General features: G+C 70.7%; 14 protein-coding genes. 13 read left to right on the top strand and 1 reads right to left on the bottom strand.

The window, feature by feature from the left end; translation table 11 throughout:
* Positions 1-52 precede the first annotated feature (52 nt).
* The gene (gene bldD, locus ACFV7Q_RS35390) at positions 53-553 is read right to left on the bottom strand and encodes a transcriptional regulator BldD (RefSeq protein WP_385435029.1); all 501 of its coding nucleotides are present in this window, start codon (positions 551-553) and stop codon (positions 53-55) included.
* A gap of 249 nt (positions 554-802) precedes the next feature.
* Here bldD and pyrR point away from each other — a divergent pair, with 249 nt between their 5' ends.
* The 13 genes from pyrR to ACFV7Q_RS35325 form a co-directional block, all read left to right on the top strand.
* Positions 803-1,396: a bifunctional pyr operon transcriptional regulator/uracil phosphoribosyltransferase PyrR gene (pyrR, locus tag ACFV7Q_RS35385; protein WP_385435028.1), complete on the top strand. Its 594-nt coding sequence runs from the start codon at positions 803-805 to the stop codon at positions 1,394-1,396.
* Positions 1,397-1,537: 141 nt separating this feature from the next.
* Entirely contained in the window at positions 1,538-2,533 is a 996-nt protein-coding gene (locus ACFV7Q_RS35380) for an aspartate carbamoyltransferase catalytic subunit (protein WP_385435027.1), read from the top strand.
* Positions 2,534-2,535: 2 nt separating this feature from the next.
* Positions 2,536-3,825 (top strand): dihydroorotase, encoded by a 1,290-nt coding sequence (locus ACFV7Q_RS35375; protein ID WP_385435026.1) that lies wholly within the window; start codon positions 2,536-2,538, stop codon positions 3,823-3,825.
* Positions 3,822-4,403 (top strand): hypothetical protein, encoded by a 582-nt coding sequence (locus ACFV7Q_RS35370; RefSeq protein WP_385435025.1) that lies wholly within the window; start codon positions 3,822-3,824, stop codon positions 4,401-4,403. Before ACFV7Q_RS35375 ends, ACFV7Q_RS35370 begins: the two co-directional genes overlap by 4 nt.
* Positions 4,400-5,548 (top strand): glutamine-hydrolyzing carbamoyl-phosphate synthase small subunit, encoded by a 1,149-nt coding sequence (gene carA / locus ACFV7Q_RS35365; RefSeq protein WP_385435024.1) that lies wholly within the window; start codon positions 4,400-4,402, stop codon positions 5,546-5,548. The genes ACFV7Q_RS35370 and carA overlap by 4 nt, the downstream gene beginning before the upstream one ends.
* The gene (gene carB, locus ACFV7Q_RS35360) at positions 5,541-8,849 is read left to right on the top strand and encodes a carbamoyl-phosphate synthase large subunit (protein WP_385435023.1); all 3,309 of its coding nucleotides are present in this window, start codon (positions 5,541-5,543) and stop codon (positions 8,847-8,849) included. Before carA ends, carB begins: the two co-directional genes overlap by 8 nt.
* 86 nt (positions 8,850-8,935) lie before the next feature.
* On the top strand, positions 8,936-10,045 hold the full coding sequence (locus tag ACFV7Q_RS35355) for a quinone-dependent dihydroorotate dehydrogenase (protein WP_385435022.1): 1,110 nt from the start codon (positions 8,936-8,938) through the stop codon (positions 10,043-10,045).
* The gene (gene pyrF / locus ACFV7Q_RS35350) at positions 10,042-10,929 is read left to right on the top strand and encodes an orotidine-5'-phosphate decarboxylase (RefSeq protein WP_385435021.1); all 888 of its coding nucleotides are present in this window, start codon (positions 10,042-10,044) and stop codon (positions 10,927-10,929) included. The genes ACFV7Q_RS35355 and pyrF overlap by 4 nt, the downstream gene beginning before the upstream one ends.
* Before the next feature lie 281 nt (positions 10,930-11,210).
* The gene (locus tag ACFV7Q_RS35345; protein ID WP_008740406.1) at positions 11,211-11,534 is read left to right on the top strand and encodes an integration host factor; all 324 of its coding nucleotides are present in this window, start codon (positions 11,211-11,213) and stop codon (positions 11,532-11,534) included.
* 61 nt (positions 11,535-11,595) lie between these two features.
* Positions 11,596-12,159, top strand: coding sequence for a guanylate kinase (gene gmk, locus ACFV7Q_RS35340; protein WP_385435020.1), 564 nt, complete (start codon positions 11,596-11,598; stop codon positions 12,157-12,159).
* 79 nt (positions 12,160-12,238) lie between these two features.
* A complete protein-coding gene (gene rpoZ / locus ACFV7Q_RS35335; RefSeq protein WP_114056739.1) occupies positions 12,239-12,511 on the top strand; it encodes a DNA-directed RNA polymerase subunit omega in 273 nt (90 codons plus the stop codon).
* Between the two features lie 106 nt (positions 12,512-12,617).
* Positions 12,618-13,820 (top strand): bifunctional phosphopantothenoylcysteine decarboxylase/phosphopantothenate--cysteine ligase CoaBC, encoded by a 1,203-nt coding sequence (coaBC, locus tag ACFV7Q_RS35330; RefSeq protein WP_385435019.1) that lies wholly within the window; start codon positions 12,618-12,620, stop codon positions 13,818-13,820.
* A 195-nt stretch (positions 13,821-14,015) separates the two neighbouring features.
* On the top strand, positions 14,016-14,480 hold a 465-nt coding region (locus tag ACFV7Q_RS35325), incomplete at its 3' end, for an S-adenosylmethionine synthetase N-terminal domain-containing protein (RefSeq protein ID WP_385435018.1).

Below are 14,480 nucleotides of genomic sequence, written 5' to 3'. Positions count from 1 at the left end.
CTCCAGGCTCCCGGCCCACACCGGTAACGTTTCTGCTGGTCCCGGGACGGGATCAGGCCTCCTCGTGCGCCACGGCGCGGCGCGCGTCGGCGTCCAGGACGCCCCAGTTGATCAGCTGCTCGGTCAGGACCGAGGGGGACTGGTCGTAGATGACGGCGAGGGTGCGCAGGTCGTCCTGGCGGATCGACAGCACCTTGCCGTTGTAGTCGCCGCGCTGGCTCTGGATCGTCGCCGCGTAGCGCTGGAGCGGACCGGCCTTCTCGGCGGGAACGCCCGCGAGGCGCTCCAGGTCGAGACGCAGCTTCGGCGGCGGCTCGGCCGCGCCGCCGGGGGTGGTGCCCGGCAGGAGCTCCTGCACCGGCACCCCGTAGAAGTCCGCCAGCTCGGCGAGGCGCTGGACGGTCACGGCGCGGTCTCCGCGCTCGTACGAACCGACCACCACGGCCTTCCACCGGCCCTGCGACTTCTCCTCGACACCGTGGAGGGAGAGGCCCTGCTGGGTGCGGATGGCGCGGAGCTTGGCCCCGAGCTGTTTGGCGTATTCGCTGGACATAACGCTCCCGGACGCTGTGACGCTGTGACTACATGGAGACCATGCGGCTCCGCCGCGCGGCTGGTAACTCACTGTGAGGTTACGCAGCGTGACTTGGATGCGTCAAGCCGAATGCCGTCCCTCGCCCACGGACGAGCGGCCCGGCGCAGCCCCGGTTCGGCTCCACCCGAATCCCCCTGGTACCGTGGACGACGTTGTGCAGACGTCCTTTAAGGTCCGTCCCGTGAGGCGGAGAAGGAGGTCCTTTCCATGGACGCTCAGGCTGCCCAGAACACCACTGCAGGCACCGAAGCGATGCGCCCCGTGCTAGAGGCACAGGACATCGCGCGGGTTTTGACCCGCATCGCCCACGAGATCGTCGAACGCGCCAAGGGCGCCGACGACGTGGTGCTCCTCGGCATTCCCACCCGCGGCGTGTTCCTCGCCCGCCGGCTGGCCGCCAAACTCGAAGAGATCACCGGGGCGAAGATCCCGGTCGGGTCCCTCGACATCACCATGTACCGCGACGACCTGCGGATGAAGCCGGCACGCGCCATCGGCCGCACCGAGATCCCCGGCGACGACATCGACGGCCGCCTCGTCGTCCTGATCGACGACGTCCTCTTCTCCGGCCGCACCATCCGGGCAGCCCTCGACGCCCTCGGCGACCTCGGCCGCCCCCGCGCCGTCCAGCTCGCGGTCCTCGTCGACCGCGGCCACCGCGAACTGCCGATCCGCGCCGACTACGTCGGCAAGAACCTCCCCACCTCGCTGCGGGAGACCGTCAAGGTCCAGCTCCAGGAGGAGGACGGCCGTGACGCCGTACTGCTCGGCCAGCAGACCGCCCCGGCGGCCGCGCAGTAGCCGTAGCCGTACCCACGGACCTTCGTACGCCCGTACGAGTGATGGGCCCCGCTTCCGGGGCCCGCGCGCCGGCCTGCCCTGCCCGCACGCCGGCCAGCCAGCCCCGCCGCTCTGACCTCCCCCGACTTACGGAGCACCCAGATGAAGCGCCACCTCATCTCGGCCGCCGACCTGACGCGCGACGACGCCGTCCTGATCCTCGACACCGCCGAGGAGATGGCCCGGGTCGCCGGCCGGCCGATAAAGAAGCTGCCCACCCTGCGCGGCCGCACGATCTGCAACCTCTTCTTCGAGGACTCCACCCGCACCCGGATCTCCTTCGAGGCCGCCGAGAAGCGGCTGTCCGCCGACGTCATCAACTTCGCGGCCAAGGGCTCCTCGGTCTCCAAGGGCGAATCGCTCAAGGACACCGCCCAGACCCTGGAGGCGATGGGCGTCGACGCCGTCGTCATCCGCCACAGCGCCTCCGGCGCCCCCTACCGGCTCGCCACCTCCGGCTGGATCGACGCCCCCGTCATCAACGCCGGCGACGGCACCCACCAGCACCCCACCCAGGCCCTGCTGGACGCCTTCACCATGCGCCGCCGCCTCGTCGGCCCGGACGCCGGCCTCGGCAAGGGCCTCGACGGCCGCCGGATCACCCTCGTCGGCGACGTCCTGCACAGCCGCGTCGCCCGCTCCAACGTCGACCTGCTGCACACGCTCGGCGCCGAGGTCACCCTCGTGGCCCCGCCCACCCTGCTGCCCGTCGGGGTCGGCACCTGGCCCTGCGAGGTCTCGTACGGCCTCGACGAGGTGCTGCCGAAGTCCGACGCCGTCATGATGCTGCGTGTGCAGCGCGAACGGATGAACGCCGCGTTCTTCCCCACCGAGCGCGAGTACTCCCGCCGCTACGGGCTGGACGCCGCCCGGATGGCGAAGATGCCCGAGCACGCCATCGTCATGCACCCCGGCCCCATGGTCCGCGGCATGGAGATCACGGCCGAGGTCGCCGACTCCGACCGCTGCACGGTCGTCGAGCAGGTCGCCAACGGCGTGTCCGTCCGCATGGCCGTCCTGTACCTGCTGCTCGGCGGCTCCGAGCCCGCCGTCACCACCACCGCCCCCACCGCGCGCACCGCCGAGGAGACCGAGTAACCATGACCAAGACCCTGATCCGCGGTGCGAAGGTCCTCGGCGGCGAGGTACAGGACGTCCTGATCGACGGCGAGACCATCGCCGAGGTCGGCACCGGACTCTCCGCCGACGGCGTCGACACCGTCATCGAGGCCGCCGGCCAGATCCTGCTCCCCGGCCTCGTCGACCTCCACACCCACCTGCGCGAGCCCGGACGCGAGGACTCCGAAACCGTCCTGACCGGCACCCGCGCCGCCGCGGCCGGCGGCTACACCGCCGTCTTCGCCATGGCGAACACCTTCCCCGTCGCCGACACCGCCGGCGTCGTCGAGCAGGTCTACCGGCTCGGCCAGGAGGCCGGCTACTGCGACGTGCAGCCCATCGGCGCCGTCACCGTCGGCCTGGAGGGCAAGAAGCTCTCCGAGCTCGGCGCCATGCACGAGTCCGCCGCCAAGGTCACCGTCTTCTCCGACGACGGCAAGTGCGTCGACGACGCCGTGATCATGCGCCGCGCCCTGGAGTACGTGAAGGCCTTCGGCGGCGTCATCGCCCAGCACGCCCAGGAGCCCCGCCTCACCGAGGGCGCCCAGATGAACGAGGGCGTCGTCTCCGCCGAGCTCGGCCTGGGCGGCTGGCCCGCCGTCGCCGAGGAGTCGATCATCGCCCGTGACGTCCTCCTCGCCGAGCACGTCGGCTCCCGCGTCCACATCTGCCACCTGTCCACGGCAGGCAGCGTCGAGATCGTCCGCTGGGCCAAGTCCCGCGGCATCGACGTCACCGCCGAGGTCACCCCGCACCACCTCCTCCTCACCGACGAGCTGGTCCGCTCCTACAACCCCGTCTACAAGGTCAACCCGCCGCTGCGCACCGAGCGCGACGTCATGGCCCTGCGCGAGGCCCTCGCCGACGGCACGATCGACATCGTCGCCACCGACCACGCCCCGCACCCGCACGAGGACAAGGACTGCGAGTGGGCCGCGGCCGCCATGGGCATGGTCGGCCTGGAGACCGCCCTCTCCGTCGTCCAGCAGACGATGGTCGAGACCGGCCTCCTCGACTGGGCGGGCGTCGCCGAGCGCATGTCCTTCGCCCCGGCCCGCATCGGCGGCCTCCCGCACCACGGGCGCCCCGTCTCGGCAGGCGAACCCGCGAACCTCGTGCTGGTCGACACCTCGTACCGTGGTGTCGTGGACCCCGCACATTTCGCCTCCCGCAGCCGCAACACGCCCTACGAGGGCCGAGAGCTGCCGGGACGCGTCACTCACACCTTCCTGCGGGGCCGTACAACGGTCGTGGACGGGAAACTGGCGTGACACCTGGAGCAATCCGACTGGCCGCAGAGGCCGCCGAACGGAAGTCGGCGGAGGTGACGGACTGGGGTGCCCGCATCGCGTGGGTGATCGGTCTGCTCGTCTTCATCGCCTTCGTGTACTGGCTGATGCGGCAGGGCTGGAAATGGCGCGGCGCCCTGCAGAGCGCCCTGCCGGAACTGCCCACCGCCCCCGGTGGACTCCCCGAGCACCGGCTGGTCCTCACCGGTCGGTACCACGGGTCGACCACCGCCGGGCAGTGGCTCGACCGGATCGTCGCCCACGGTCTGGGCGTGCGCAGCCGCGTCGAACTCACCCTCACGGACGAGGGCCTCGAAGTGGTCCGTCCGGGTGCCACCGACTTCTTCGTACCGGCCGCGCAGCTGCGCGGCGCCCGCCTCGACAAGGGGATCGCGGGCAAGGTACTCACCGAGGGCGGTCTGCTCGTCGTCACCTGGGCGCACGGCGACGCACTGATCGACTCCGGGTTCCGCTCCGACCGGGCGGCCGAACACGCCGCCTGGGTCGAAGCCATCAACCACATGAACACATCCACCACGACGGAAGGCGCCGAACGATGACGACCTCCACCAGGGGAGCAGCCAAAGCTCCCGCCGTACTCGTCCTGGAGGACGGTCGCACCTTCCGCGGCCGCGCCTACGGCGCAGTGGGGGAGACCTTCGGCGAGGCCGTGTTCTCCACCGGCATGACCGGCTACCAGGAAACCCTCACCGACCCCTCGTACCACCGGCAGGTCGTCGTGATGACCGCCCCGCACGTCGGCAACACCGGCGTCAACGACGAGGACCCCGAGTCCTCGCGCATCTGGGTCTCCGGCTACGTCGTCCGCGACCCCGCCCGCGTCCCCTCCAACTGGCGCGCCAAGCGCTCCCTGGACGAGGAGCTCGCCGCCCAGGGCGTCGTCGGCATCAGCGGCATCGACACCCGCGCACTCACCCGCCACCTGCGCGAGCGCGGCGCCATGCGCGTCGGCATCTTCTCCGGCGAGGCCTTCGAGGGCGTCCGCGACGAGGTCCTGCTGGCCCGCGTCCAGGACTCCCCCCAGATGAAGGGCGCCAACCTCTCCGCCGAGGTCGCCACCAAGGAGCCGTACGTCGTCCCCGCGATCGGCGAGAAGAAGTTCACCGTCGCCGCCGTCGACCTCGGCATCAAGGGCATGACCCCGCACCGCATGGCCGAGCGCGGCATCGAGGTGCACGTCCTGCCCGCCACCGCCGGCGTCGAGGACATCTACGCGGTCTCCCCGGACGGCGTGTTCTTCTCCAACGGCCCCGGCGACCCGGCCACCGCCGACCACGCCGTCTCCGTCATGCAGGGCGTGCTGGAGCGCAGGACGCCGCTCTTCGGCATCTGCTTCGGCAACCAGATCCTCGGCCGCGCCCTCGGCTTCGGCACCTACAAGCTGAAGTACGGCCACCGCGGCATCAACCAGCCGGTCCAGGACCGCACCACCGGCAAGGTCGAGGTCACCGCCCACAACCACGGCTTCGCCGTCGACGCGCCCCTCGACAAGGTCTCCGAGACCCCCTACGGCCGCGCCGAGGTCTCCCACGTCTGCCTCAACGACGACGTGGTGGAGGGCCTCCAGCTGCTCGACCAGCCGGCCTTCAGCGTCCAGTACCACCCCGAGGCGGCCGCGGGCCCGCACGACGCCGCGTACCTCTTCGACCGCTTCGTATCCCTGATGGAGGCCGAGCGTGCCTAAGCGCACCGATATCCAGTCCGTCCTGGTCATCGGCTCCGGCCCGATCGTCATCGGCCAGGCCGCCGAGTTCGACTACTCCGGGACCCAGGCCTGCCGCATCCTCAAGGCCGAGGGCCTGCGGGTCATCCTGGTCAACTCCAACCCCGCGACGATCATGACCGACCCGGAGATCGCCGACGCCACCTACGTCGAGCCGATCACCCCCGAGTTCGTCGAGAAGATCATCGCCAAGGAGCGCCCCGACGCCCTCCTGCCCACCCTCGGCGGCCAGACGGCCCTGAACACCGCCATCTCCATGCACGAGCAGGGGGTGCTGGAGAAGTACAACGTCGAGCTCATCGGCGCCAACGTCGAGGCCATCAACAAGGGCGAGGACCGCGACCTCTTCAAGGAGGTCGTCGAGGAGGTCCGCCGGAAGATCGGCCACGGCGAGTCCGCCCGCTCGGTCATCTGCCACACCATGGACGAGGTCCTCGCCGGCGTGGACACCCTCGGCGGCTACCCCGTCGTCGTCCGCCCCTCCTTCACCATGGGCGGCGCCGGCTCCGGCTTCGCCCACGACGAGGAGGAGCTGCGCCGCATCGCCGGCCAGGGCCTCACGCTCTCCCCGACCACCGAGGTGCTCCTGGAGGAGTCCATCCTCGGCTGGAAGGAGTACGAGCTGGAGCTGATGCGCGACAAGGCCGACAACGTCGTCGTCGTCTGCTCCATCGAGAACTTCGACCCGATGGGCGTCCACACCGGCGACTCCATCACCGTCGCCCCGGCGATGACCCTCACCGACCGCGAGTACCAGCGGCTGCGCGACATCGGCATCGCGATCATCCGCGAGGTCGGCGTCGACACCGGCGGCTGCAACATCCAGTTCGCGGTCAACCCGGTCGACGGCCGGATCATCGTCATCGAGATGAACCCGCGCGTCTCCCGGTCCTCGGCGCTCGCCTCCAAGGCCACCGGCTTCCCGATCGCCAAGATCGCAGCCAAGCTGGCCGTCGGCTACACGCTCGACGAGATCCCGAACGACATCACCGAGAAGACCCCGGCCTCCTTCGAGCCGACCCTCGACTACGTCGTCGTCAAGGCCCCCCGCTTCGCCTTCGAGAAGTTCCCGGCCGCCGACGCCACCCTCACCACCACCATGAAGTCGGTGGGCGAGGCCATGGCCATCGGCCGCAACTTCACCGAGGCCCTGCAGAAGGCCCTGCGCTCCCTGGAGAAGAAGGGCTCCCAGTTCACCTTCACCGGTGAGCCCGGCGACAAGGACGAGCTGCTCCTCGCGGCGGTCCGCCCGACCGACGGCCGCATCAACACCGTCATGCAGGCCATCCGCGCCGGCGCCACCCAGGAGGAGGTGTTCGAGGCCAGCAAGATCGACCCGTGGTTCGTCGACCAGCTCTTCCTGATCAAGGAGATCGCCGACGACCTCGCCGCCGCCGAGCGCCTCGACCCCGAGCTGCTCGCCGAGGCCAAGCGGCACGGCTTCTCCGACGCCCAGATCGCCGAGATCCGGGGCCTGCGCGAGGACGTCGTCCGCGAGCTGCGCCACGCCCTCGGCGTCCGCCCCGTCTACAAGACGGTCGACACGTGCGCCGCCGAGTTCGCCGCGAAGACCCCGTACTTCTACTCGTCCTACGACGAGGAGTCCGAGGTCGCCCCGCGCGAGAAGCCCGCGGTGATCATCCTCGGCTCCGGCCCGAACCGCATCGGCCAGGGCATCGAGTTCGACTACTCCTGCGTCCACGCCTCCTTCGCCCTGAGCGACGCCGGCTACGAGACCGTGATGGTCAACTGCAACCCGGAGACCGTCTCCACCGACTACGACACCTCCGACCGCCTGTACTTCGAGCCCCTCACGCTCGAAGACGTGCTGGAGATCGTCCACGCCGAGTCCCTCGCCGGCCCCGTCGCCGGCGTCGTCGTCCAGCTCGGCGGCCAGACCCCGCTCGGCCTCGCCCAGGCGCTCAAGGACAACGGCGTACCCGTGGTCGGCACCTCCCCGGAGGCCATCCACGCCGCCGAGGACCGCGGCGCCTTCGGCCGGGTCCTCGCCGAGGCCGGCCTGCCCGCCCCCAAGCACGGCACCGCCACCACCTTCGCGGGTGCGAAGGCCATCGCCGACGAGATCGGCTACCCCGTCCTCGTCCGCCCGTCCTACGTGCTCGGCGGCCGCGGCATGGAGATCGTCTACGACGAGGCGCGCCTGGAGGCGTACATCGCCGAGTCCACCGAGATCTCCCCGACCCGCCCGGTGCTGGTCGACCGCTTCCTCGACGACGCGATCGAGATCGACGTCGACGCCCTCTACGACGGCACCGAGCTCTACCTCGGCGGTGTCATGGAGCACATCGAGGAAGCCGGCATCCACTCCGGCGACTCCGCCTGCGCCCTGCCCCCGATCACCCTCGGCGGCTTCGACATCAAGCGCCTGCGCGCCTCCACCGAGGCCATCGCCAGGGGCGTCGGCGTCCGCGGCCTGATCAACATCCAGTTCGCGATGGCCGGCGACATCCTCTACGTGCTGGAGGCCAACCCGCGCGCCTCCCGCACCGTCCCCTTCACCTCGAAGGCGACCGCGGTCCCGCTCGCGAAGGCCGCCGCCCGCATTTCGCTCGGCGCCACCATCGCCGAGCTGCGCGCCGAGGGCATGCTGCCCAGGACCGGCGACGGCGGCACCCTGCCGCTGGACGCGCCGATCTCCGTCAAGGAGGCCGTCATGCCGTGGTCGCGCTTCCGCGACATCCACGGCCGCGGCGTGGACACCGTCCTCGGCCCGGAGATGCGCTCCACCGGCGAGGTCATGGGCATCGACTCGGTCTTCGGCACGGCGTACGCCAAGTCGCAGGCCGGCGCCTACGGCCCGCTGCCCACCAAGGGCCGCGCGTTCATCTCCGTCGCCAACCGCGACAAGCGCTCGATGGTCTTCCCGGCCCGCGAGCTCGTCGCCCACGGCTTCGAGCTGCTCGCCACCTCCGGCACCGCCGAGGTCCTGCGCCGCAACGGAATCAACGCCACCGTCGTGCGCAAGCTCAGCGAGGGCGAGGGCCCCGGCGGCGAGAAGACCATCGTCCAGCTCATCCACGACGGCCAGGTCGACCTGATCGTCAACACCCCGTACGGCACCGGCGGCCGCCTCGACGGCTACGAGATCCGCACCGCGGCCGTGGCGCGCGGCGTCCCGTGCCTCACCACGGTCCAGGCACTCGCCGCCGCCGTCCAGGGCATCGAGGCCCTGGGCCACGGCGAAGTCGGCGTCCGCTCCCTCCAGGAGCACGCCGAGCACCTGACCGCCGCACGCGACTGACAACCCGTACGGACAGGGGGACACCACGAGCGCGACGCGCAGCGGTGTCCCCCTCTTCGTGAGCGCACAAGGGATCTTCCGGACTCATGTACAAGCTCTTCTTCAACCTCGTCTTCAAGCGGATGGACCCCGAGGAGGCCCACTACCTGGCCTTCCGCTGGATCCGCCTGGCCGCCCGCACCCCGGTGCTGCGCACCTTCGCCGCGGCCGCCCTCGCCCCCCGCCACGAGGAGCTCCGCACCGAGGCCCTCGGCCTGCGCATGCACGGCCCCTTCGGCCTGGCCGCGGGCTTCGACAAGAACGCCGTCGCCATCGACGGCATGTCCATGCTCGGGTTCGACCACGTCGAGATCGGCACGGTCACCGCCCAGGCCCAGCCCGGCAACCCCAAGAAGCGGCTGTTCCGGCTCGTGCCGGACCGCGCGCTGATCAACCGCATGGGCTTCAACAACGAGGGCTCGGCGGCCGTGGCGGCCCGCCTGGAGGCCCGCCGACCGGTCTTCCGGACCGTCGTGGGCGTCAACATCGGCAAGACCAAGGTCGTGCCCGAGGAGGAGGCCGTGGCGGACTACGTCACCTCCACCGAGCGCCTCGCCCGGCACGCCGACTACCTCGTCGTCAACGTCTCCTCCCCGAACACCCCGGGCCTGCGCAACCTCCAGGCGACCGAGTCCCTGCGCCCCCTCCTGACGGCCGTCCGCGAGGCAGCGGACCGCACGGTCACCGACCGCCGCGTCCCGCTCCTGGTCAAGATCGCGCCCGACCTCGCCGACGAGGACGTGGACGCGGTCGCCGACCTGGCCCTGGAGCTGGGCCTGGACGGCATCATCGCCACCAACACCACCATCGCCCGCGAGGGCCTCGGCCTGAAGTCCGACCCCGCCCTGGTGCAGGAGACCGGCGGCCTGTCGGGCGCGCCCGTCAAGCAGCGCTCCCTTGAGGTCCTGCGCCGCCTGTACGCCCGTGTGGGCGACCGGCTGGTCCTCGTGGGCGTCGGGGGCATCGAGAACGCCGAGGACGCGTGGCAGCGGATCCTGGCGGGCGCCACGCTCATCCAGGGGTACAGCGCGTTCATCTACGAGGGCCCGTTCTACGCCCGCGCCATCCACAAGGGCCTGGCCGCCCGCCTGGCCGCCAGCCCGTACGCCACCCTCGCCGAGGCCGTCGGCGCCGAGACCCGAAAGGCCGCCCAGTGACCGCCCACCCGTCGCCCGACCACCACCCCTCACCGACGCCCTCCGGGCGGCCCCTGCCGTTCGGCACCCGCCTGCGCTCCGCCATGGACGAGCGCGGCCCGCTGTGCGTCGGCATCGACCCGCACGCCTCCCTGCTGTCCTCCTGGGGGCTGAACGACGACGTCGCCGGCCTGGAGCGGTTCTCCCGCACCGTCGTCGAGGCGCTCGCCGACTCGGTCGCGGTGTTCAAGCCGCAGGCGGCCTTCTTCGAGCGCTTCGGCTCGCGCGGCGTGGCGGTGCTGGAGCGGACCGTCGCCGACGCCCGGGCGGCCGGCACCCTGGTGCTCATGGACGCCAAGCGGGGCGACATCGGCTCCACCATGGCCGCGTACGCCGAGACCTTCCTGCACGAGGACTCGCCGCTGTTCTCCGACGCCCTGACCGTCTCCCCGTACCTGGGCTACGGTTCGCTGGCCCCCGCCGTGGAGCTGGCCCGCGAGTCCGGCGCCGGCCTGTTCGTACTGGCCCTGACCTCGAACCCGGAGGGCGCCGAGGTCCAGCGGGCGGTCCGCGAGGACGGTCGGACCATCGGCGCGACGATGCTGGCCCACCTGGCCGAGGAGAACGCGGGCGCCACCCCCATGGGCTCCTTCGGCGCGGTCGTGGGAGCGACGCTCGGCGACCTGTCCTCCTTCGACCTGGACATCAACGGGCCGCTGCTCGCCCCCGGCATCGGTGCGCAGGGCGCCGCCGCGGCCGACCTGCCGCGGGTCTTCGGGGCGGCCGTGCGCAACGTGGTGCCGAACGTCTCCCGCGGGGTGCTGCGGCACGGTCCGGACGCCGACGCACTGCGCGGGTCGGCGGCCCGGTTCGCCGACGAGATCCGGGAGGCCGTCGCTGCCTGACCGCGGCGACCGGGGTGCTCGTCGTACGGTCTGACGAAAATCGAACGTCTTTCACCGGACAAAACCGGGGTGGTTTGTCCGTGATGTACGGTTCAGTGGAGGCTGACCAGGACTTTTCGTCCGTTCTCGCTGACTGGAGCGGTTGTGGCCGCTAGTCTCCGACCAGAGTGAACGAGCAGCGAACGAGTTCCACCGCTGTTCGGGCCCTCGCCTGGTGTGGTGCCCTCGGGTTCCCCACCGGTCCGTATATCCGACAGTTCGACATCCGAGGTGACGTAGGCGTGGCTCTTCCGCCCCTTACCCCTGAACAGCGCGCAGCCGCGCTCGAAAAGGCCGCCGCGGCTCGCCGGGAGCGGGCCGAGGTGAAGAATCGACTCAAGCACTCCGGCGCCTCGCTCCAAGAGGTCATCAAGACGGGCCAGGAGAACGACGTCATCGGCAAGATGAAGGTCTCCGCCCTGCTGGAGTCCCTGCCCGGCGTGGGCAAGGTCCGCGCCAAGCAGATCATGGAGCGCCTCGGCATCTCCGAGTCCCGGCGTGTCCGAGGTCTCGGCTCCAACCAGATCGCCTCCCTGGAGCGTGAGTTCGGCACCCCTGCCGGCTGACGTGCTGCCCGGAGTTCCTCCAGCGTTCTCAGGCAGTCCCGGGAACCTGGATAATCGCTCTATGGCAGCAGAGGTTCGTCCGCGGCTGACCGTGCTCTCCGGCCCTTCGGGTGTCGGCAAGAGCACGGTCGTCGCGCATATGCGCAAGGTCCACCCCGAGGTGTGGCTCTCGGTGTCGGCCACCACCCGCACACCGCGGCCCGGTGAACGGCACGGAGTCCACTACTTCTTCGTCACCGACGACGAGTTCGACAAGCTGGTCGCCAACGGCGAGCTGCTGGAGTGGGCCGAATTCGCGGGCAACCGCTACGGCACACCGCGCGGCGCGGTGACCGAGCGCCTGGAGAACGGCGAGCCCGTCCTCCTGGAGATCGACCTCCAGGGCGCCCGCCTGGTGCGCGAGTCCATGCCCGACGCCCAGCTGGTCTTCCTGGCCCCGCCGAGCTGGGAGGAACTGGTCCGCCGGCTCACCGGCCGGGGCACCGAGTCCGCCGAGGTCATCGAGCGCCGACTGACGACCGCCAAGGTCGAGCTGGCCGCCGAATCCGAGTTCGACACCACCCTGGTCAACACCTCCGTCGAGGACGTGGCGCGCGAGCTGCTAGCCTTGATGGACGTTGTGTGACCGTTGGCCGGAGCTTCATCCCCCGGATGACCCGATCGGCCGACGTCCCATCTTTCACCCGATCTTCGGAAGGTAGAGCGTGTCCTCTTCCATCACTGCGCCCGAGGGCATCATCAACCCGCCGATCGACGAGCTGCTCGAGGCCACGGACTCGAAGTACAGCCTCGTGATCTACGCGGCCAAGCGCGCGCGTCAGATCAACGCGTACTACTCGCAGCTCGGTGAGGGCCTGCTCGAGTACGTCGGCCCCCTCGTGGACACCCACGTCCACGAGAAGCCGCTTTCGATCGCGCTGCGCGAGATCAACGCGGGTCTGCTGACCTCCGAGGCCATCGAGGCCCCGGTCCAGTAAGGCACCCAGGATTTCCTGCACACAGGCCCGGCAGCACACCTGCCGGGCCTGTGGTGTGTCATAGGTACGTAGGACGTGGCAACGGTCAGCCGAAGGGGCGTGTGTGGTGGGTAAGCCGAAGGTCGTGCTCGGGGTGAGCGGCGGGATCGCCGCCTACAAGGCGTGCGAGCTGCTGCGCCGGCTGACCGAATCCGGCCACGACGTACGGGTCGTCCCCACCGCGTCGGCCCTCCACTTCGTCGGCGAGGCCACCTGGGCGGCCCTCTCCGGGCACCCGGCCGGCACGGAGGTGTGGGAGAGCGTCCACGAGGTGCCGCACGTGCGCATCGGCCAGTCCGCCGACCTCGTCGTCGTCGCCCCCGCCACCGCTGACATGCTGGCCAAGGCCGCCCACGGACTGGCCGACGACCTCCTCACGAACACCCTCCTCACGGCCCGCTGTCCGGTGGTCTTCGCCCCCGCCATGCACACCGAGATGTGGGAGCACCCCGCCACCCAGGAGAACGTGGCCACGCTGCGCCGCCGCGGCGCAGTGGTGATCGAGCCGGCCGTCGGTCGGCTCACCGGCAAGGACACCGGCAAGGGGCGGCTGCCCGAGCCCGAGGAGGTCTACGAGGTGTGCGTCCGGGTCCTGGCCCGCGGCGTGACCGAGCCCGACCTGGCCGGGCGGCACGTGGTGATCAGCGCCGGCGGCACCCGCGAGCCACTCGACCCGGTCCGCTTCCTCGGCAACCGCTCCTCCGGCAAGCAGGGCTACGCGCTGGCCCGCACCGCCGTCGCGCGCGGCGCCCGGGTCACGCTCGTCGCCGCGAACACCGCGCTCGCCGACCCGGCCGGGGTGGACGTCGTGCGCGTCGGTACGGCCGTACAGCTGCGGGAGGCGGTGCTCAAGGCGGCCGCGGACGCCGACGCCGTGGTGATGGCCGCGGCCGTGGCCGATTTCCGGCCGGCCGCCTACGCCTCCGGCAAGATCAAGAAGCAGGACGGGCGGGACCCCGCCCCCGTCGCCCTCGTCCGCAACCCCGACGTCCTCGCCGAGATCTCGTCCGACCGGGCCCGGGAGGGGCAGGTCATCGTCGGTTTCGCAGCGGAAACCGACGAAGTCCTGGCCAACGGGCGCGCCAAACTCCTCCGCAAGAAGTGTGATCTTCTCGTCGTGAACGAGGTCGGTGAGACGAAGACCTTTGGTTCGGAGGAGAACGAAGCAGTGATCCTGTCCTCCGACGGCCAGGAAGTGGCCGTTCCCTACGGTCCCAAGGAAGCTCTGGCGGACGCGATCTGGGACCAGGTCCTTCCCCGCCTCGCCTGACGGATGGCCCTTCTCGAAGCCCGCTCCATGAGCCAGAATGGAGTGCCGCAGGTCACACAGCTCCCAGAAGGCGAGACGGGTGGTCCGGCGAACGGTGGCGACCGATAAACTGCATTCGGAACGTGACCGGGCGCAGCCCCCGGTAAGGTTTCGCCAAATGATCAGCCAGCAGCCGCTGCAACCCCAGGGAGCGATGTGTCCCGCCGCCTGTTCACCTCGGAGTCCGTGACCGAGGGCCACCCCGACAAGATCGCTGACCAGATCAGCGACACGATCCTCGACGCACTCCTCACCGAGGACCCGACCTCGCGCGTGGCCGTGGAGACCCTCATCACCACCGGCCTCGTGCACATCGCGGGTGAGGTGACGACGAAGGCGTACGCGCCGATCGCGCAGCTCGTCCGCGACAAGATCCTGGAGATCGGGTACGACTCCTCGAAGAAGGGCTTCGACGGCGCCTCCTGCGGCGTGTCGGTGTCCATCGGCGCGCAGTCCCCGGACATCGCGCAGGGTGTCGACAGTGCGTACGAGCAGCGCGTCGAGGGCGATGAGGACGAGCTCGACAAGCAGGGCGCCGGCGACCAGGGCCTGATGTTCGGCTACGCGTGCGACGAGACGCCCGAGCTGATGCCCCTGCCGATCCACCTCGCCCACCGGCTC

The sequence above is a fragment of the Streptomyces sp. NPDC059851 genome (genome assembly GCF_042732005.1).
GTDB lineage: Bacteria > Actinomycetota > Actinomycetes > Streptomycetales > Streptomycetaceae > Streptomyces.
This window is presented reverse-complemented; position numbering and strand designations above follow the sequence as displayed.